The sequence below is a fragment of the Halalkalicoccus subterraneus genome, from assembly GCF_003697815.1.
Classification (GTDB): Archaea; Halobacteriota; Halobacteria; order Halobacteriales; family Halalkalicoccaceae; genus Halalkalicoccus; species Halalkalicoccus subterraneus.
In genome coordinates this window covers 78,603-96,863 of the sequence record NZ_RDQG01000085.1, presented here as the reverse complement: position 1 = coordinate 96,863, position 18,261 = coordinate 78,603, and the positions used below count along the sequence as shown (strand labels likewise).

Here is an 18,261-nt window from a genome sequence, read left to right as displayed (position 1 = left end):
GGCGGTAGTGGCGGGTTCGACTTCGCGCCCGCACCGGTCGCACGCGATCATGTCGTTCATAGTACACCTCCGACAAGGTAGGCACCCGTAATAATTCCCCCGACGAGCGCAACGAGGAGCGCCAGGACGTGCCGACGGATCGCTTCTCTTGAGGTTGGCGGTATCACTACTGTCTCGCGCGAGCGAGGAACCCCCGTCTCAGAGCGGCCGAAGGCCGCGAGAATACGGCGTTTCTTGCTCACGAGCGAGGGTTCCGGTGTGCTAGCTGTGGGGTCAAAAACGCATCTCAAGGAGAGATCGGCGAAAGGCTGTATTCTACGGTACATACAAAACCGAGAGTAATTGTACACTCCTTTCTCCGAATCAGCGAGCTCGGATCAAAGGGCGAGACTCGCTCAATCACCTTGGTCACTCGATGACCACGAGACGTTGTCGGTCGGAACGTTATGTCTTTGTGATGGCGTAGTGGCGATACAACATGGCCTCTGACGTGTCCGAAACTCCTGCTGATTCCGGAGATAACTACAAACGACTGCTAGCACTGTTGAACGGCTACGGCATCTCAGAACGTCTTCAACGCCTGCTCGCACTCCAGCTGGCCGGTGGCTGTACTCGGACCGAGAATGAAAAAACTGTCCGCGGTGAGATCAACCTCCAGGTGGTTGTCGATCCAATTGTGGACCAGACTGGACTACTTGAGATCCTCTCTGGACTGACGCCCCCAGTACGACGATCAACGGGACCGATGTGAGCTTCAGCGGGTTGTTCGCAAATGCCTCCGGACGCTCGCTTGAGAATGGCGTCCTCCTCGATGACCAGTACCACTAGTATTTCATCTATCAAGCGTCCGATCTCAGCCACCAATCGATGCAGGCACTCGGTAGCCCGCTCGATTCGGGCACTCATACTGTGACTAAATCCGGCATCCACGAGTGTCTCGAAAACCACGCAAGTCACCTCTTGATTGATACGCCGAAATACGGCCACTGGGATTCGTATGAGCCACTGGTTGAGCAGATTTCCCCGTCTGGTGAGATCTCTTCGAAGGTCGACCTCGTTGCGGCGAGTTTCTCGCCCGAGCCAGTCTCGTACGACATCGAGGCGTTCACTGTCGATGAGGCCGCAAAGTATCTCGGCGCCGTGCGGATGATCACGCCGACAGTCTCCGACGTGTTGGCCGAGAAAATCGCCGCCTCCACTCACCAGATGAACGAGACTATCGAAGAGGCGGACGTTCCGCTGCAAATCCATCCTAACGCGGTGCCGCGATTAACCGAGGCGAACGCCCGTCTTACCTCCTTCGAGGTGGTTGAGGAGAGCCACCTCACTGACGTAGTGGTACTAATCGAGGAATGTCTCGAGCAGTTCGGCATCACCACTGAGGAGGAGGGTGAATACGACGTTGAGGTAATCGAGACCGGACGAGCGAAGACGGACCGCGAACACGTGGAGTGGATCAAGACTATCATCCGTGAACTGCAGGAGATGGACAACGGCGGGCGCGGTGCTCCCGAGGAGAAGGTTTACGAGCGTACTGGGCAGGAGGGCATACCGCCGAAGCGGACCAAACACGAGATCCAGAAGCTCCGCGACATGGGCGAGATCTACTGAGCCACTGGTCACTCGACCAAGACCACCTCCAATTTGTGTGAAAGGATCCTTCCTTTCAGGTATCCGCTGATATCTGAACGCAATACTACCGTACGGCGTGTTCGCTCGTGGGTCGCGTCGCAAGCGACCAGCGCGCATGGCATGGGGTCGCTTCGATGTACGGGTGAAACGGTTCCATCGACAGATCGCTGCGGGACCGGAGACCGTCTATAGCGACGTAAACGGAATCGTCGCGAACGACTCGGCGTCGTATGCGAGTGCCGCTTCCTGCTCGACTTTCTCGGGTATCAGGAGGTCAACGACCCGTGGGGCGTTCCCGACCGCGCCCTCCCGCGCGCCGCCGAAGACGAACGGGCCGGCCTCGACCTCGACCGGGCGAAGCGTTCCGTTGTCCTCGCTCCCAACAAGGGGTGCGATCTCCATGTCGGCCACGTCAAGGTCGCCCAGCGTGTCCTTCTCGACCGAGACGATCACCGTGTTGCTCGTGAAGTCGACTCCGAGACCCGGCGTGCCAAGGTCAGTTCCCTCGCTGTCGACGATCCCCCGTCCGAACCCGTTGGCGTCGATCCGGTAGTGCCACTCCTCGGCGAACTCGGCTGTGAGACCGAGGTCGCCCAGTTCCGTCGTCCGTCCGCCCAAACTTGAGGAGTCGCGCAGATAGACGAGGAAGTAGTGGGGCGAGAACTCGCCGCCGAAAGTGTCGTAGAGGTTCTCGACCTCGAAGGCGAAGCGGTACTCGGTTTCGATCTCGTAGACACCGACCGAGCGCAGGTCGAACGCCCCCTCTTCAAAGGCGCCGTCAGTCGGATAGACGTATCCGCCAGGGCCGTGGTCGTCGCCGCTCGGGTCCTCGAACTCGGCGATCAACTCGCCGGGCTCGACACTGACGGTCCCGGAGGCGACCTCAGCGCCGCTCTCGAAATCGCGCACGACGACATTGTAGGTTCCGATGGAACCGATTCGGTAGCCCAGTTCGACGGTTTCATCCGATGCACCGGGTGGAAGACGGACGTTGTCGACGGCAACGACCTCGCCGTCGACCTCGATCTCGACGGGCGTACCGCCGATGAACTCGCCGTCGTTCGAGCCGGTCGCCGTGATAAACGCCTCGTCCAAGCCGGCCTCCGACGTGACCGAATAGGTGATCTCCTGTTCGGGACGTTTGTAGCTCGGAAGCTCGCTTCGCTCCCGGCCCTTCGCCCGGCGGAGCCGAATCGCCGTCCCGCCGCTTGGCGCCATCGAGGCCAGGACCGTGGAACTCGGGTCGACGATCGCCTCGTCGATCCGCACGCTGGTCTGATCGGCGTCGACGCCGGCACCGACTCCATCCGAGTAGATTTCGGCGACGTACTTGGGGCCGCTTGGACCCTGCCCACGTCCGCCGCCGGACTTGCCGGGCGCGAGGAAATCGAGCGGCACGTCGATCGCGCGCCCGCCCTCGTCTGTCATCGCGCCGACGTACCACTCCTCACCCTTGCGTCGGGCGGTGACGATATAGTCGCCGATAGCCGAGTCGACCACACGGGTCTCGTCCCAGCCAGCGGCTGGAACGTCCTCGATGAACGAGAACTCAGGTTTCGCGTCGAAGTTCTCGTCTTCGGGCGTATAGCCCTCGTACTCGGCTGGGATCGGTGAAGGGTCGCCGGCTTCGGTGATCGCGATGGTATTAAGATTGAATCCGCCGACGTCGCCCTCGAAGGTATCGCCGTTCTCGTAGTCCAGTTCGATCGCGATCTCGTTGCCACCTTCTTCGAGGTCGATCTCGGTCGTGAACACCTCCCACTCGTCCCAGTAGTCGGTGAACCCGGGCTCAATCGTCTCGACCGAGTCGTTGACGCGAAGCGTCGCCCGCGGCCCGCCGGCCTCGATCACGCGCTCGGCGTTGTCCTCGGGCGCGCTCGCGTACCGGAGATGCAGGTCATACGTGCCCGCCGACTCGACGTCCCGCACAGTGAAGGAGACTGACGACCCGCTCGGCACACGGTTGGGGTCGACCGCGACGGCGTTCGTCCCGAAGGCGTTTCGCCACTCGTCAAGCGTGATTATCCCGTCGAGATCGCCCGAGGCCGCCTGGAGCGCCTCGCCGACCTCGAATCCGCTGTCGACGTACGCCTCCATTCGGTCGGCGGCCATCTGAAGCCCGCTCAGGTAGTTGGGATACATTGCGAGCTGCTTGGCCCGCGTCGTCTGGATCTGTCCGCCTCGGTCGTCGTTGAACGTCAGATCGAAGATGCCGGGCTGGTAGCTCGTTGGGCCGGCGAGCATCCGCGTAAAGGGCAGCGTGACGTGATGGTCCCGTCCGACGTCCGAGTTCAGATAATCGAATCCGTCGTACTCCTGGGCCTTAACGACCTCGCGGTTGGCGACGTTGGGATACGTGCGGATCTCGCCCGTAGGCCTGATTCCCTCGTGGATCTCGAGCATTTGCCGATCGGCCGCCGCCTCTTGCATGACCAGTCGGTGGTGATTGACCGCGAGCTGGTTGTGCTGGTTGTGTGTCGGCTGGGGGTTCTCGTCCTCATCGGTGATAATGAGGCCCGGGTCAGAGACGTAGCCGTTCTTGATCGAGTGAATCCCCTCGTCCTCGTACTGCGCGAAAATATCGTCCTCCGCAATCTGTGTCTCGTACTGTGGGAGGTTACCCGCCGTCTCGTTGTGGATGGTCATCTCGACCTCGTCGTCCAACTCCCGGCCGAACTCGGTGACCTCACGCACGTCGAAGTCCGAATAGGAACCGTCGACCGAGAAGTCGAGCCCCGAGCCGTCGCCGGGGTAGGTGTCCCAGCCCTCGTTCCACCCCTCGACGAGCACGCTGTCGATCCCGTTCTCGCCCGCGAATGCCATGTAGCGTTTCATCCGCTCGGTCCGGGCGCCGTGGATGTAGCCCGCGGCCTCTTGGGGGCTCTCGAAGGACTCGTCCGGCCGGTACTCCCAGTTCGCGGAGCCGGCGATCATCGTCCACCAGATGCCGACGTACTTTCTGGGAGTAATCCAGTCCGTATCGGGCTCGTCCCCGACGGTCGGGAATGCCGACTCCTCAAGCGGATCAGCTAGTAGTGGAATCAGCTCAGACTCTACGAGATCGCCCGGTGAGTTCCCGACCTGGATCGTCCGCCAGGGCGTCGCCGCCGGCAGTTCCAGCGAGGCCTTCGTCCCATCGGGCAGCGGTGTGAGTTCGGTTGTAAACTCGGTTCCGCCTTCCTCCGAGCGGGGCGCGAGCGTCGCCGCGGCATAGTCAGCGAGATTTGACTCGTGGACGCTCAGGTAAACGTCCTCGGCATCCACCGTCAACGGCGTGTGCGTGCCGTTTCGAATCTGGGTGTCGGTCGGTCGGGTCTCCCGTGTGCCGCCAGGAATCTCCGAAAGCGGCGATTCGGTGTACTCCTGTTCGAACCGGGGGTTCGTAACCTCGTTTCTGATCCACCACGCGATGTAGTCGTCCGCGAAGTCGAAGCCGGTGTTCTCGGAAGTGACGACCGCCCGCTCGGAGTTGCTTGAAAAACCCTCGTCGAGAACGAAGCGAAACCCCACGCCGTCGTCGAAGACACGAAACTCCAAGTTGACTCCCCGGCCGGGACCGTCCGTTTCCTCCAGTCCAACGGAGAGAGTGTTGTACTCGGCCGAGACGCTGTTGGTCGCACCCCAGACCGGCACCCACTCTTCGGTGGCCGACTCGTGCTCGCTGCCAGTTACTACGAGGGCGGCTCCGTCCCCTCCCTCGCCCGCGCCGAACGGAGGCTGATTTTGGAAGTCGAAGCCGAGCGTCGAGGGGGCGATGTAGGTCGTCCCATTGCAGGCCACTTCGTAGCTCGGGACCCCGTCGGCGACGTCGATAGTCACCGAGATCGAGCCGTCGGGCGAGGTGACACGCTGGACGTCGCCGTCCTTGTCGTTCGCTACACGGGCGGCCACCGCGGTGGGAATGTCCCGCGTGTAGGCCGCCGCGGCGACAAGTGCCCCGACACCCCCCAGAAATCCACGCCGACTCGACCCCGTGACCTCTCGTTGTGGTCTCTTCTCACTCATTTACGAGTGAACATCAACTATAACCATTAATAAACCTAAGGAGATATTATATATAATATGATTTTGATTTGAACCCGACGTGCGCGAGTGGCGGTCCTCGCCGACCTTGAAAAGGAGGACGTCGAATTGAAGAAACGGCGGGGCAAGAAGTTCGTTGTCGTCGATTCAGAGGGGACAGGTCGAAAGCCAGAAGCGCCTCGCCCATCAGAATTCGACGCCGTTGCTCGTCCTTGATATATGGGAGCACGCATACTATCTCCAGTATGAAAACGACCGTGGGAAGTACGTTGATGCTTGGTGGAACGTGTTCGACTGGAATGATGTCACCGGCCGGTATGAGGCGGCACCATCGTACTGGCAGTGCCACAGCCCCGCGATGTCAGGATAACCAATTGTGGTGGTTCTGTTGAACCTCTCAAAGAAAGACATTCGGAAGAGACGCTCTCCTTGCCACTCACGACCAAAGTCGTTGCAACTTACCTCGGTACGAAACCGCAAGACATGAAGAGAGTTTCAACAGAGCTGTTGACTCTAAGATACTGAGAGCAGCAAGTAATCCCTGACGACGTTTCTCACCGATCAATGGTTTGCCGGCTATCGATCGTTGAGATTGACCGGTGCGCCAACCCCTGGTTCATGCGGTTCGCCAAGGCCGTATTGATTGTCTGAAGACTGCCAATCATGCCAGCCGCTTCCGACGTTGACTTGCCGATACGGAACGGACTGACCGCTCGTATTCACGGGGTTCTCGAAGTCAGAATCGACGTCGTGGAGGAACCGGTTGTTCTCCGTGATGTACTTGTCGTCAGGATACCCGCGGAACGCGATCGCCTGTGTCGGATTGTCCGTAATCGTGTGAGTGAATGCGAACGTACAGCGACGGACTTCGACGCGACCACCGGCAGTGAGGTCGTCTCCGTAGCCATTCTCGGCCAGACTATGCATGTCGACCGCGTGGCTATACGTTATCGGACCGAATACGCTATCTTTGAGTGTGTATCCGCAGGTCGGATGTCCGAAGCCGATGATCGAGTGACGCGTCGCATTGAAGTAGCTCATCTCGATCGTCGGGTGACCATTCAATACGTCGATGACGTAGCCTGCACCCACCATCATACAATCGTGCCCGTAGATATGATGAATGTGCGGTGAAACAGCTATTGACGCCGAGCCAATAGAGATAGCCTGTATGGGCCAGCCGTAAAGCTCGCAGTTATCGACCTCGACGTCGTCATTTACGATCCGTATCCCACGAGCGTAGCGTTCCTGTCGCATCTCTTCGCGCTTTTGATAACTATCGGCGTCATCGAGTGGAATGTAACCTGGATAGGCGGGGTCGTCGTAGTAGTCATGATACGGCCCGCGGAGTCGGACACCACTGATACGCGACCCGCCGCGCATCGTGATCAGTCCCCGGCCTGAGGAACCGCCGTCCCATGCCGGAGAGTCCGCACCGTGATCGGTCGTGTACAACAGCGCTCCTGGTGAGCCATCGATCCCACGATCTGAGACAATCATCTGTCCCGAGAGTGTGAAGTCCCGACCCGAGAGGTCGATCTGGGCCGTACCGGGAACCCCGATGACATCAGCCGAGGAGTCGAGCGCATCGAAAAACGCCCCAGTGCTCTCGACGGTTACGTCGGCATCCTCAAGGCTAATGTCCGCACGGTGGCCGACACCGCCGCCAATCTGATGGCCCTCAAGGCTCTCGAGAATGCGTTCGGCGTTCGTGAGAGATTTTGCTTCTTGGGCTCGTACACTCGCGGTTAGGCCTGCGATGCCGGCCGCGCCAACCGCACTCATAAACGTCCGCCGTGTCCACTTGCTGTTCAGCTCTGTTTCGCCTGCAGTTGTTTCTTCAACCATTCTTTATACTGGTTAAATATTTCTCCCAGAAAATGTAATTTAGCTAACTATGTGGTTAGTGGATAGCGTACGTGAGAGTAAGGATGGTGTAGATTGGCGCTGCTAGTTGAGGACGTTTAAGAATGGAGTTGGTTGTAGCGAGACCTCACCGCCTCGTTCCGGACAGGCCGGCGGTTCCCGTTAGTCGGGATACGTCGATGTGAGTCCCATCCGTATCTAATAACAATATGAGGAGAGTTATTAGGTACTGGATAGTATACTGAGTTAGGTACGGATCACTGTCGATATGGAGCGCGGCGGCGACCTTCACGAAGTGATCAAAGTGTATGCAGAGACCGAAGGTATCCGGCTCCCCTAAGCGTATGCCAAGTTGCTTGAGCAGGCGATAACTGGGGATGATGACGCTGAAGACATAGAAGAGAGATTAGATATGAGTCCAATAGACGTGTTCCACCACAGCGGCGAATTGGTTTACGAGATACTGATGGCGCTCTCACAACTTGTCCTCGACATGACCGGCTACTCCGGCAGCCCGGAGGGTGTCTTTGGGATGCTCCTGATAGGAGCGATAGTTGCGCTGATCTTGAGCTAACAATACCGCCAATGAAACGGAGAGGCATGATCGCTGGAATAGCAACGACAGTAGGTGTGGCCGTAACGGGAGCAATGACATGGCTGTTCACACGCAACGATAGCAGTGACGAGAAGTCCTCTGAATCCGCTCCTAAGAGTGACGGGAACGGGGCGTGGAATGGGGGTCACGAGAATGGGACTGCACCCGAGGCGGGTAGAGAGGCCGTGCAGAATCAAAGCGAGCACGCCAAGGCAGCGAACCCGGAGCCGGACGCAGGCTCCCGGTCACCCATGAGTTACGGATTGAGTGTTCTCGCCGAATTAAAAGTACAAACCCGTAGCCGAAGCTGGCGAGTTCGGTGTTGAAACAGGATTCGTGGCCGTCGAAAACGGCCTCCTCGACCTCATGTCGACCGGGGGCTATTCCGCAAAAAACCGACCCCGAGGACGGCCGACGTAACAAGGCGTTGGTTGCCACTCTCGCCGCCGCGAGTGGGTTGATTGGTGGAACTTCGCGGTTACAGTGATCGTCTTATCACATATATGAAGGAGACAGTTTTATAGAACATGTGCACGTACACGTACGTGTATGGCTACAAAGACACTCACGATCACCGAGGACGCATATGAGCGCCTGAAAGCTCACAAGCGCGGTGACGAGAGCTTCAGCGATGTGGTAAACCGGCTCTCGAAGTCAAGAGATGACCCGACAAAAGCTCGAGGACTCTGGGATGACATCGATGCAGGGCGGGACCACGAGGAGAAACATCAGCAACTCGGCGAGGAGATAGACGAGCACTACGATGAGATGTTTGGACAATAGCGTCCTGAGCGACTATCTTCGCTCCGACAACCCTCACCATGAGCAGGCGGCCGACGTGATCGAGTCCTACGATGGGGCGTGGTATCTCCCGACGCCAGTACTGTGGGAAGCTCTGCGATACGGAGCACAGGCCTCTCGGAAGCCCGGTGTTACCGAGACTGAAGCAGCGCTAAATTGGGCCGATCCCCTTCCGGTGACAGCGGGCGCGGTCACGGAGACGGCCATGATTGAGGCCGAACTTCTCGACCAGGGCACACCGATCAACCCTCTGGATATGCTAATAGCAGGAATCGTCCGCGAAGCGGGCGCGGAGATCGTTACCCGTGATAGTGATTTCAGCCGTATTGGCGGGCTCCGAGTCGCCAATATTGACGAGTAGAATCTATCGTTGCTTACTCCTCGCCGTCTTCGGTCGTCTCGGTGCGGGTCTCACGCAGGGTGAGGTACTGTGCGTCTCCGTAGCGGCACTTCATCCAATAGAGGACGTTCACCAGTCTGAACGACCACCACGCCGTTAGGAGTGCCCACACGACGTGCCAAAAGAACAAACGTAGCGAGTGTGGTGGGTTTGTTTATCGCCCATGCGACGCCCGGCCTCGGTGCGGAGAGGATTGAATCATACCAATTCGTTCTCCAGCACCTCAACGAATTCACTGAACTTCTCCTCGCTAACAGTTTCCTTGCGCAGCTTCTCAATTTCAGTCTCTAACCACTCGTTCTCCTTCCGGAGTTCATCGACCTCGTCCTCCAGACGCTCAACGCGCATTTCATATCCATCAGGACGCTCGGTGGTCTCGGTGGCCCATTCGTCGGTTAACTCGCGACCTTTGTCGGTGAGTCCGAATATCTGTTCGGCGAAGCCCCTACCCTCGGTATCGTGGCCGACGATCTTGATGTCCCGAGAGTTGTTCAGCGTGAAGGCGGTGCGCTCGGTGACGGCCCTTCACTTGCTGGACGCGATCGAAGTTACGGAGCCGGTAGCTAAGTTCACTGAGACGCGTAACGTCTCCTTAACAAAACAACGATTCAAGACACCACTCTCTTTGGGGAGTGTGACACGTGTTTTTAAATGAGAACTAGTCGGGGCTAACCTCTGTAAGACCCTCTAAATATACCCGACTTGGTGGCTTTCAAGTTCGGAAGAGAATACCGGAAATGGTCGTGGGTAGAGGAACCGCTACACTGCGCTTTCGTTCGGGGGGTTAGATTCGTTCGGTTCGTCCGGGGGTTGCAGATGCTCCGACTCTAACGCAATCGTCCGGTTTGTATCGTCCGTTATCGAGATGGTCGGCGTCACCCCCAAATATCCGGGCGCTTTGATATTGAGTTCGTAACTATCGTGTTCGGCGGCCGTCGTCGAGAATTCACCGTTGGCGTTCGTCTCGCCGCCGAACATCATGTCCATACCGCTCGGCAGTCGCCCGCCAAGCGCCTCGATCGACGCCCCTTCGATGGGCTCGCCGGTCCGGTTATCGACGACGGTAAACTGCACGTCGTGGATCTCCGGGTCTTGAACGAGCTCCATTGTGATGTCGAGGTCGTCGCCCGTCGAAATTTCACTGCCGGGTGACGTGATACCCTCGACAGTCGAGTAGCCATCGACGTTCGCGTCCAACCCGACGTGGTAGGTATCGCCGCCGGGTTCACTCGTGTTCGGGAGGTCTTCGTCGAACGTGACCGTGCCGTCAGTGGTGTTGCGCGTGAGTTGCGTGCCGTACCCTTCTAGGTAGACTTGGACCTCGCCATCGAGGCTCTCGCTCGTCTCAGCGTCGACGAGTGTGACGGTCAGCGTAGTGCGCTCGTCGTCGGTCTCGTTGGACTCATTCGAGTCGTTGGAGTCGTTCGTTTCGTTGGGCTCTTCGGAGTCGTTCGGGTCCTCCGGTGGGTCCTCGGGCTCTTCAGGATCTTCAGATGGCTCCTCATCGGGGTCATCCCCGTCGGGAGTCTCTTCATCCGATTCGTCGGTGTCGCTGTCCTCTTGCTGCTCGTCGTTCTCGACGGGGGCGTCCCCGTCGCCACCAGAGGCATCACTGTCCGTCTCGAGCGTCGTCTCCGTATCGCCGTCAACTGTCACGGACTCGGTGGCCCCACCAGCCGAGAGGGCAAACTCGCCGTCGAGGACGTTGAAAACAACCGTGCCATCGCCGTCAGTAGTAAGTGTCCGTTCTTCGCCGGACGCCTCGTGCGTGGCCGTGACGTCGACCCCTTCGACCGGGTTGCCGTCGGTGTCAGTAACGGTGACGGTAAGCGAACGGTGTTCTGCATCGGTATCACCGTCGCTTGAGTCCGGGGCGTTGGCATCCGAATCACCGCTTGCTGATTCGCTATCGTCGGAGTCGCCGGACTGCAAACTCGTCGATGGCGGGTCCGAGTCGTCGCTCTCAGTATCGGATGTGTCCGAGCTTCCCTCGGAGCCGAGTGGCGTCCCCGAGGTGTCCTCGCTCTCGTCCGAAGTGTTGTTCTGTTCGTTCTCGAGATTGTCGGACTGGTTGGGCTCTTCACCTGGGTTGTCCCCTGCTCCGTCAGTTCCCCATCCCGTACATCCCGCCGTGAGCATAATGCTTACAAGCGCGATTGCTAGTAATTGCTGTCTACTCGGCATTATCAGAATTTTATCGTGATTCACCGTTAGTATTTCTTAAAAATAGTTGTCGTTTCTGTCCAGTGTTAGTTATCGAGATAGGCGCTCAAATGCAGTACCAGATATCCAAACTGTTTTTTATTATCTATTTTGAGTCATATAGTGATTTTCGGATTACTTCTTTGGGTAGGAAATTCTCTATACGCACGTTAGATGCACGCTCTCTACCCACCAGAGGGTCTCTCGATCTTGTTAGCAGCTAAGAATTCCAACAAAGTCCCATAATTACATATTGACAGACAATCAAAGTGTTTGTATGCCCGCAAACATCCCGACACGAACAGCCCTCCAAGCCACCAAGTTACTGCTCGCCGGAGCAGTCCTTCTCATTGCTGCAATGTCATTTAATTATCTCCCGCAACCATACTCAACGTGGCCAGCCATTGGATCAATACCAGTCAATCCTGAACTCGTTGTTCCGGCACTACTCGGCGTTGTTGCCATGGTTGAAGCGTTTGTAGAGCAATTTAGAATTGTGTCTGTCGCTCTTGCTATTCTCGGTGGGATGACGTTCTTATTCGGTGCAACAAGCTTATACACATTGTACGCAGCCGAATCTGGTGGGGTGTTCTTCGGTGGACTCTTTACTATTGTGGCAGGGGTTCTCCTTGCTTTCGGGGTTTTTCTCCACACAATCGTGCGAACAGAACGTTTCCAAACTGCTTATAATGAAATGACATCGTCAATTGCTAATTAGTTGGCTTTATTGGAATCCTATTCTTTAGACACACTGTAGAATGGAACAGCCGGTAGATGGGAATATCTACCTAACAGCTGCTTCATCCTCTCACCTGGAAATTGAAGCCGGCACCAACCGTTACATACAGAGCATAACCTTATCGCTTGTGTACCTCCCTTTTAAGGTATGGAACCGAAAATTACACTCGTAACCCTCGGTGTTGACGACATCAATGAGTCCATTCGCTTCTATCGAGACGGGCTTGGATTCCCAATGCAGGAACGGGAGGACGACAGTGACGTAGCATTTTTTGATCTTGAAGGAACGTGGCTTTCACTCTATCCACGGGAGAAGCCTGCCGAGGATGCGACTGTCTCTAACGACGAAACCGGATTCTCCAGAGTTACCTTAGCACACAATGTACCGACCAAGGAAACAGTTGAATCGATACTCAAAGAAGTAGAATCCGCTGGCGGTCGTATAATTAAGCCAGCTCAAGACGTCTTTTGGGGAGGGTATTCTGGATATTTTGCCGATCCCAATGGCCATCTTTGGGAAGTCGCATACCCTGAACTTACTGCTGAATAACTATCTCCCGATATGCTTGAATCGTGTCTCGATAGATTCGTACAAACCACCTACTAATTATTTCATTTAACTATCTAAGAAATTAAGAAAATATGATACCTATAGAGCGTGGGTCTCTGTATCGGCGTACCAGTGGAACCGGTATTCTCGCTGAGTCTCATTTCGAATTTCAACGTCCGGATCCCCACGGTCACGATCTCTTCGTGATTATACGAGAGGGTACAAACATATATGCAAATAAGACGCGAACAGTGTTGATAGAGGTACCCAGTATGTCCGAGTTCTCGCGAGATAGGGTCCAGTCGTGGACCAAGTCGATGAGCGCGCGCGAACGCATTCGGGCGGTCGCCGAGACGCTTCGCGAACCCCAATCAGTCAACTGGATCAGCGATCAAGCAGACGCCGCCTGGAGTACGACTAACGAGGAACTTCACGATCTCGTTGAGCAGGGCCAGCTGCGCCGCGTCGAGGCCGGCGAGAAGACACTCTATCAATCCAACTACACGCGATTGCTCTTTGAGGAAATCCGCACGCTCATCGAGGAGAATCCACGCGAGGAGCTTCGGAGCGAATTGACTGCGATCACCGAGGAGATTGAGGGGTGGCAGGCGACCTACGACGTTGAGACGTGGGAGGATCTCGAACTGTCGCTTGCCGACGGTACTCTCGCAAGTGATGAGCTCCGTGAACGCCGGGATGTCATCGCGTTCTGGCGTGAAAACGAGGAAGATCGTCGACTGATCAAGCACGCACTAGAACTCTACTCGGATGTTGAATCCGCTCGCGAACAGATGACTACTGTGACAGACCGTGCCACGAGCTAATTCTCGATTCACACTATGATTTTCTCGCTGGTCGTGACCGATATACACAGCGGACCCTCCTCCGAGACGTTCACGACCGATTGACGAATGAGGCTAGTTGTGAGAACGTGCGTTATCGCCCGTCTCGACGACGGCCTCGGTACGTCATCACGGATATCGATTTGGCAACATTTCTGGGTAATCCCTATGATGCGGAGAGGGCACGACTGGAGATTCGCTTCTGGTACCCGGCCGGTGTCGATCACGAATACTACCGCATCAACTGGGTCGAACCGGATCGAGGCCTGATACTCGGCTTTCATCAGGACGCCGATCATCCGGACCTTGGGTCCTGCCACATTCAACTTAATTATGAAGACACACCCGGCGATCGGCTCGCTTACCTGGGAAAATGGAACTCCCTCACTCCCTCCATGGCCGGTCTAGACAGCTAGTTCATCGAGCGTTTCTCGATGCGTTCAGATAGTCGTTGTAGTGACGTTCCCAGCCTCTGCAACTTCGGTTTGTGTCACCTACTGATCCCGTTCCAACCCATCCGGCAGGGCCCCCATCCTGTGCTTTCGGTATGACGACTGTCCTGAGCGAGCGAGGGTTCCGGTCGTAAGCTGTGGCTCGTATCAGAGGTCAGTTCGTATCTGGAGGACCGATAGATACAGGGTAGCGATGGGACACACTCGAATTGGAAGATCTAGTATTGAATGCTAACTCTAAAAGAGATCAGTCGGGTACGGTATCAGTCGAATTAGCTGCTTTAAAATCATTTTGCGTGGGTTGTTCTGAGGCTGGTAATGAATCCTGTAACTGGACGACGACTGAACGTGCTTTAGATTGGATGAGCCCGGAGACGGTGTGAGCACCCGTCTCACTCCCATTTTCTCACAGACTCGCTCCCCATTCGAGTTTAAGTAGTTCTCGCGATAAGGAGTATAGTAAGAGGAATTTTGCAGGCGTATGACCGAGCTTAGAGTATCAGTCCCTGCTAATCAGTAGACGACGTCCATGTTTACCTGAGTGGCTTGATCCTCGCTGCAACTCCCTTACCAGGACGGAGTGTCGGTGTGGGACGCAGATCTCGTAATTCGTGAGCTTGGACCCGGATATCAAATTTCTGTGTAAGACGAGCGAGAGAGAGCGTTGCTCCCGACAGGGCAAACTGCGACCCAATACACGCGTGCAGGCCAGTGCTGAACGGGAAATATGCACTCACTCCGTTCGGAGACCGGCGCTTCCAGCGCGATGGATCAAACTCAGCAGGATTGTCAAAGTATCGTTTATCCCGATGGACAGACCACTGCGGAAGGATCACCGCAGATCCCTCCACTACTTCGAAGTTGCCTAATCGAATATTTTCACTCGCCTGGCGAAACACCGCCCACGCCGGTGGATACAGTCGTAGACCTTCTCGGTACACGCGGCGAGTGTAGGAAAGATCTGTGAGATGCTTGTACTGGGGCTGTTCATCACCGATCACCCTGTCCGCCTCGCTGCGAACCCGCTCTCGAATAGTGGGATTCTGAGCAAGTAGACCGAGTGTATAGGTCAGACTGAGCGCGGTCGTCTCATGCCCCGCGATGAGAAATGTGGCGACTTCGTCACGGATCTGATTCTCCGAATACGTGACCTCGGGATCCGCTTCAGCGCGTAACAGGAGCGCAACATGTCCCGTGGCGGCTGGTCCTCGTCTACTGCCGCTAACTTGGCCCGTCGTTGCTCGATGATCTCCTCGCTCAGGGTACGAATGCCTTCAGCCGCCTGCTTGAACTCTGGTGAGATCCGTTGTGGAAGCCAGTTCGGACGCACAGTCGACGGTGAGAACTCGAATTCGATTCCAGCAATATGCATCCATTCATGGAACTGTTCTGCCCGCTTGCGGCCGAGGTCCTCACCCAAGAGAATCTCCGAGGCGACCCGGAGCGTCATTGCGGTCATCTCTTCGTGTAAGTTCCGCGTGTCTGGCCCTCCCGCCTCACGCCACTCTGCTGCGAGTTCGTCGACCATCTCACCGACAGCGTTTGCATAGGCAGTGACCTGTTTTCCTCTGAACGCTGGCCCCATAATCGAGCGCTGTTGACGCCAGAGTGGGCCCTCACTTTGGACAAGTCCCTGTTCGGCGATAAGGGCGGCCGGACCTTGCGCATGAACCCGACTGAACGCCTCCGGACGCGAGAGTACCTCGTGAATCAATGCCGGATTCGTGACGACAACCAATGGCGCTCGGCCGGGGATGGGAACTGAGACGATCTCCTTAAATCGTCCTTGCATCCCCTCAAGAAAACGAAACGGATCCGACCCGAATCGGAGTGCGTTAAGAATGCCAGCATCCGGTGGGTGCGGGATTGCCTGTTGCATATGCGATATACGGTTACTCTATCTTGATTCTATTGTTCACTCTCTGATACCCCTCCTTGTGCAACAATTGGTCTTGCACAGAGTGATATGTTGCACAAGGTTGACCAGGGCGTCGATAGCAAGGTGTGATACCAACAGTTCGGTGAGATCTAAGCAGTGGATATGTGGAAGGAGAACTATGGAGTATAAGAAATACTGCCAGTCCGAAGAGTGAGATGGGTTTCCGAAGATCCACCCACCCGGCGACGAGTATCCCCATCGTATGCCAGAGTAAAATGATATCTAACTATCACTTATAAGCTCACGGATATAGCCACGGTTCCGTGGCACAAATACTTATAGTCGTAGCACAGGTAGCTATAATCATGGCATCGACCGACACAAAAACGATCGCACTTAGTGAACGCGCATACGATCTGTTAGCCGCGAAAAAGCGCGAGGGAGAGTCGTTCAACGACGTTGTCGAGCGACTTGCAGGCGATCGCCCACTACTCGATATGGTTGGAACAGGGGAAGCTGACGACGGATACGAGCGCGCAGTCACCGACGCCCGCGAAAGCATTGACCGATCAACCGACCGCTACGCGAGCGAATTCGACGCAAATGAATCAGATTCGGCGGCGGATCACTAGCCGTGATCCTCGATACGAGTTTTCTACTAGACGTTCGACACGGTGATAGCGGGGCGATCCGACTGGCGAGCCAGCTTGATTCGGACCACGTCTATCAGCGCGTGTCATCGATAACCATTGCAGAACTCTTTGCGGGCGTTCCGCGCTCGTCAAACCCAAATAGAGAACAGGAAAACATCATTAGCGTCGTTTTGTCGAAGGAGGTCGTCTCAATTGATGAACGCATCGCACAGCGCGCTGGACGCCTACACGGCGAGTTCTACAACGATGGAACGCCAGTGGAGATGCACGACTGTCTTATTGGAGCAACGGCGATCGGCTTCGAGGAGCCTGTCGTGACGCGTAATATCGATCACTTCAATCGTTTTGATGACGTTGCTGTCCACGAGTATTGATATGAAGTATTAAAGCGGCGTATGACGTCACGGAGGACGAACTGTATATCGATATCTACCGAGACAGCAAGAAGATCGCTAATCACGAACTTACGTCACTGCTTTCAGCGAACGACGCAGTAGAGAGACCTGATCACGAGACCATCTGGCCGAGCATCTCGAAGGTACGTCGGAGATTCGAACAATGACATGGGATCGATCCCAGGAACCAATGCCGAACGCCGAGCTCGTGAACTACTTCTCACGAGCGACACCCGAGAAGATACACGAGCACCTCACTCGGGACGGTCACGAGGACCTGACGGCCGCCGCGAGTGCCATCAATCCTGAGACGGAACGGCAGGCTGGATCCGTATTCGTGACCGCGCAACAGCAGATCACGGATCTGTTCGTCGGTGACTTCGCGGAGAGCGGCGAGTTCTCGATTCGGGAGTACATCCAGAACCCCGACGGGCGGGTCTTGGTACTCAATTACCCAACCCGGCAGTCCGGCACGATCGCGTCCGTGTTCCGCTACCTGATCGACCAGTCGATCATGCACGGTATGGACAATCCGGACCGGTCGGCGTACTACCTCCTCGACGAGATCGAGCACCTGGACGCGACGATCAAGCGCCTCGGCGAACTGATCAACGTCGGTCGGGGCGTTAACTGTCAGGCGATTCTCTCGCTTCAGTCCGTGGCACAACTCGAGGACACGTATGGAAAAGAACGTGCCCATACGATTGAACCGCTCAATTGAGTAGAAACATCAGTTGTGTCACTCGATTATCCACAATTACTACGTACTGACTGATATGGTACTCTCGGCATATATTTCCCTATTTGTATTGAGAGTTGGTACGAATAAGGTCCCGGCCCTGAGGCCTCGGCCGGAACCGGGAGGGGTACCCCTCCCATACAAGAGGAGGAAAGACTGTCTCTTAGTTACCAGTAAGCTAATGTGTCATTTTACCGTTAGTCTCTAGTAACTACCTTGCGTGTTGGTATTTTTCGTTATATTCCACTAGTCTTATCCAACATAATAACAGATAGTCTTCCGGTTACGATCAGTATCTGCTCAAGCGTGCATGACTGCGGCTAGATGCTCATCAAGAGCCCCAGAATCGACTCTCTGATTGTATTCTCGAAAGGGCATGGACGCCTGAGTGCTGCGATCGAGCGGAGGAGTTAACTATGGCCTCAGACCTGCCCTCTCAGTCAGGCTAGGCCCATACCTTATAGTTAGATACGATACTACTAAACATTAAATCT

The 18,261-nt window shown here is 56.1% G+C and carries 17 protein-coding genes and 3 pseudogenes; 13 read left to right on the top strand and 7 right to left on the bottom strand.

The genetic code is table 11. From position 1 onward, the window contains the following. Positions 1 to 478: 478 nt before the first annotated feature. Positions 479 to 751 carry a hypothetical protein gene (locus EAO80_RS19950; protein ID WP_162994077.1) on the top strand — a complete coding sequence of 91 codons (273 nt, stop codon included), beginning with the start codon at positions 479 to 481 and terminating at the stop codon, positions 749 to 751. A 116-nt stretch (positions 752 to 867) separates the two neighbouring features. Next, positions 868 to 1,611: a minichromosome maintenance protein MCM gene (locus EAO80_RS17725; RefSeq protein ID WP_122091162.1), complete on the top strand. Its 744-nt coding sequence runs from the start codon at positions 868 to 870 to the stop codon at positions 1,609 to 1,611. A 207-nt stretch (positions 1,612 to 1,818) separates the two neighbouring features. Here the strand turns inward: EAO80_RS17725 and EAO80_RS17720 are convergent, their stop codons facing one another. Next, complete coding sequence (locus tag EAO80_RS17720; protein ID WP_122091161.1) at positions 1,819 to 5,637, bottom strand: glycoside hydrolase family 97 catalytic domain-containing protein; 3,819 nt, start codon at positions 5,635 to 5,637, stop codon at positions 1,819 to 1,821. Positions 5,638 to 5,724: 87 nt separating this feature from the next. Here EAO80_RS17720 and EAO80_RS20495 point away from each other — a divergent pair, with 87 nt between their 5' ends. Both EAO80_RS20495 and EAO80_RS17715 read left to right on the top strand, forming a co-directional pair. After that, the gene (locus EAO80_RS20495; RefSeq protein WP_245998731.1) at positions 5,725 to 5,871 is read left to right on the top strand and encodes a hypothetical protein; all 147 of its coding nucleotides are present in this window, start codon (positions 5,725 to 5,727) and stop codon (positions 5,869 to 5,871) included. After that, positions 5,810 to 6,025, top strand: a pseudogene (locus tag EAO80_RS17715) (Fe-Mn family superoxide dismutase); the annotation flags it as partial. The gene EAO80_RS20495 and the pseudogene EAO80_RS17715, both read left to right, overlap by 62 nt. A gap of 206 nt (positions 6,026 to 6,231) precedes the next feature. On the opposite strand, the gene EAO80_RS17710 reads toward EAO80_RS17715, so the two are convergent. Continuing rightward, complete coding sequence (locus EAO80_RS17710; protein ID WP_245998706.1) at positions 6,232 to 7,440, bottom strand: hypothetical protein; 1,209 nt, start codon at positions 7,438 to 7,440, stop codon at positions 6,232 to 6,234. Between the two features lie 433 nt (positions 7,441 to 7,873). On the opposite strand from EAO80_RS17710, the gene EAO80_RS17705 reads away from it, so the two are divergent. The 3 genes from EAO80_RS17705 to EAO80_RS17695 all read left to right on the top strand — a co-directional run bounded on the left by EAO80_RS17705 (position 7,874) and on the right by EAO80_RS17695 (position 9,278). After that, entirely contained in the window at positions 7,874 to 8,095 is a 222-nt protein-coding gene (locus EAO80_RS17705) for a hypothetical protein (protein WP_122091158.1), read from the top strand. 570 nt (positions 8,096 to 8,665) lie between these two features. Then, the gene (locus tag EAO80_RS17700) at positions 8,666 to 8,899 is read left to right on the top strand and encodes an antitoxin VapB family protein (protein ID WP_122091157.1); all 234 of its coding nucleotides are present in this window, start codon (positions 8,666 to 8,668) and stop codon (positions 8,897 to 8,899) included. Then, complete coding sequence (locus tag EAO80_RS17695) at positions 8,889 to 9,278, top strand: PIN domain-containing protein (protein WP_162994076.1); 390 nt, start codon at positions 8,889 to 8,891, stop codon at positions 9,276 to 9,278. Before EAO80_RS17700 ends, EAO80_RS17695 begins: the two co-directional genes overlap by 11 nt. 237 nt (positions 9,279 to 9,515) lie before the next feature. Here the strand turns inward: EAO80_RS17695 and EAO80_RS19945 are convergent, their stop codons facing one another. The 3 genes and pseudogenes from EAO80_RS19945 to EAO80_RS17685 form a co-directional block, all read right to left on the bottom strand. Continuing rightward, on the bottom strand, positions 9,516 to 9,665 hold the full coding sequence (locus EAO80_RS19945; protein ID WP_162994075.1) for a hypothetical protein: 150 nt from the start codon (positions 9,663 to 9,665) through the stop codon (positions 9,516 to 9,518). Positions 9,666 to 9,762: 97 nt separating this feature from the next. Next, positions 9,763 to 9,963 (bottom strand): annotated as a pseudogene (locus EAO80_RS20920) (hypothetical protein); the annotation flags it as partial. A gap of 113 nt (positions 9,964 to 10,076) precedes the next feature. After that, positions 10,077 to 11,456 (bottom strand): carboxypeptidase regulatory-like domain-containing protein, encoded by a 1,380-nt coding sequence (locus tag EAO80_RS17685; protein WP_162994074.1) that lies wholly within the window; start codon positions 11,454 to 11,456, stop codon positions 10,077 to 10,079. A 340-nt stretch (positions 11,457 to 11,796) separates the two neighbouring features. On the opposite strand from EAO80_RS17685, the gene EAO80_RS19940 reads away from it, so the two are divergent. From EAO80_RS19940 to EAO80_RS17675, 3 genes are all read left to right on the top strand, one after another. After that, entirely contained in the window at positions 11,797 to 12,237 is a 441-nt protein-coding gene (locus EAO80_RS19940) for a hypothetical protein (protein WP_162994073.1), read from the top strand. 168 nt (positions 12,238 to 12,405) lie between these two features. After that, positions 12,406 to 12,807: a VOC family protein gene (locus EAO80_RS17680; RefSeq protein ID WP_122091154.1), complete on the top strand. Its 402-nt coding sequence runs from the start codon at positions 12,406 to 12,408 to the stop codon at positions 12,805 to 12,807. Positions 12,808 to 13,079: 272 nt separating this feature from the next. Further along, a complete protein-coding gene (locus EAO80_RS17675; protein WP_122091153.1) occupies positions 13,080 to 13,631 on the top strand; it encodes a DUF7342 family protein in 552 nt (183 codons plus the stop codon). An 8-nt stretch (positions 13,632 to 13,639) separates the two neighbouring features. Here the strand turns inward: EAO80_RS17675 and EAO80_RS20980 are convergent, their stop codons facing one another. Then, the gene (locus EAO80_RS20980) at positions 13,640 to 13,948 is read right to left on the bottom strand and encodes a hypothetical protein (RefSeq protein ID WP_211330760.1); all 309 of its coding nucleotides are present in this window, start codon (positions 13,946 to 13,948) and stop codon (positions 13,640 to 13,642) included. Positions 13,949 to 14,634: 686 nt separating this feature from the next. Beyond that, positions 14,635 to 15,893 (bottom strand): annotated as a pseudogene (locus EAO80_RS20910) (cytochrome P450). Between the two features lie 452 nt (positions 15,894 to 16,345). Here EAO80_RS20910 and EAO80_RS17655 point away from each other — a divergent pair. The 3 genes from EAO80_RS17655 to EAO80_RS17645 all read left to right on the top strand — a co-directional run bounded on the left by EAO80_RS17655 (position 16,346) and on the right by EAO80_RS17645 (position 17,749). Continuing rightward, positions 16,346 to 16,612 (top strand): antitoxin VapB family protein, encoded by a 267-nt coding sequence (locus EAO80_RS17655; RefSeq protein ID WP_122091150.1) that lies wholly within the window; start codon positions 16,346 to 16,348, stop codon positions 16,610 to 16,612. A 2-nt stretch (positions 16,613 to 16,614) separates the two neighbouring features. Then, on the top strand, positions 16,615 to 17,007 hold the full coding sequence (locus EAO80_RS17650) for a type II toxin-antitoxin system VapC family toxin (protein WP_162994072.1): 393 nt from the start codon (positions 16,615 to 16,617) through the stop codon (positions 17,005 to 17,007). A 184-nt stretch (positions 17,008 to 17,191) separates the two neighbouring features. After that, positions 17,192 to 17,749: a type IV secretion system DNA-binding domain-containing protein gene (locus EAO80_RS17645; RefSeq protein WP_245998703.1), complete on the top strand. Its 558-nt coding sequence runs from the start codon at positions 17,192 to 17,194 to the stop codon at positions 17,747 to 17,749. Positions 17,750 to 18,261 lie beyond the last annotated feature (512 nt).